This window comes from Mycobacterium sp. E136 (assembly GCF_001666865.1).
In the GTDB taxonomy this organism is placed as follows: Bacteria; Actinomycetota; Actinomycetes; order Mycobacteriales; family Mycobacteriaceae; genus Mycobacterium.
The window spans coordinates 1-687 of sequence record NZ_LZJE01000133.1 but is presented as its reverse complement, the minus strand read 5'-3'; the positions used below and the strand labels follow the sequence as shown (position 1 = coordinate 687).

At 70.0% G+C, this 687-nt stretch carries 1 protein-coding gene; it reads right to left on the bottom strand.

Translation table 11 applies throughout. The features are described 5' to 3' along the window. The coding region (locus tag A5698_RS09100) for a M28 family peptidase (protein ID WP_156670672.1) at window positions 1-687 on the bottom strand (687 nt) is incomplete at both ends.

Here is a 687-nt window from a genome sequence, read left to right as displayed (position 1 = left end):
CCGTCAGGCCGCCGACCGGCACCCCTGCGGTGAGAAACGGGTAGTAGTCGGTGAATTCGCTCAGCGGCATGTCCGCCGGCCGGACCCCCGCCAGGTTGAGGAAGCCGGCCAGCGTCCGCTCGATACCGGCCGATCCCTCGGGAACCGACTGCGCGGGGATCGCGGGGTTGGGTTGGGCCGACTGGTCGCCGTCGTAGGTGAAGTAGCCGGCGTTGGGCGAGCCGAGCATGTCAAAGCCCAGATACAGTGCGATGTCGCGGAGTTCGTCCGGGGACAGTCCCTGGACGTACTTCGTCGGCCCGGCCAGCCCGTTCTCCTCCGACGCCCAGAACGCGAAGCGCACGGCGTTGGCGATCGGCGGCCCGGATCCGAGCGCCGCCGCGGTCTCGAGCAATGCCGCGATGCCGGTTCCGTCGTCGTTGATCCCCGGGCTCACCGCCGAGCTGTCGAGATGCGCGCCCGCCACCACGACGTTGCGGGCATCGCCGGTCTTGGTCTGCGCCACGACGTTTCGGGTCTTCTTCATCACCGGTTTGCGGTCGAGTACCAGTCGCACCGGTGCCGTGGTGCGCCGCAACGCGGCGTCGGCCTCGCGACCGATGACCCCGACCGGGACTGTCAGGTCCTGGTAGTAGCCGGGGGTGAACAGGCCGGCGGGGCTGCCGCTGCTGCCCGGCGAGCTGACGA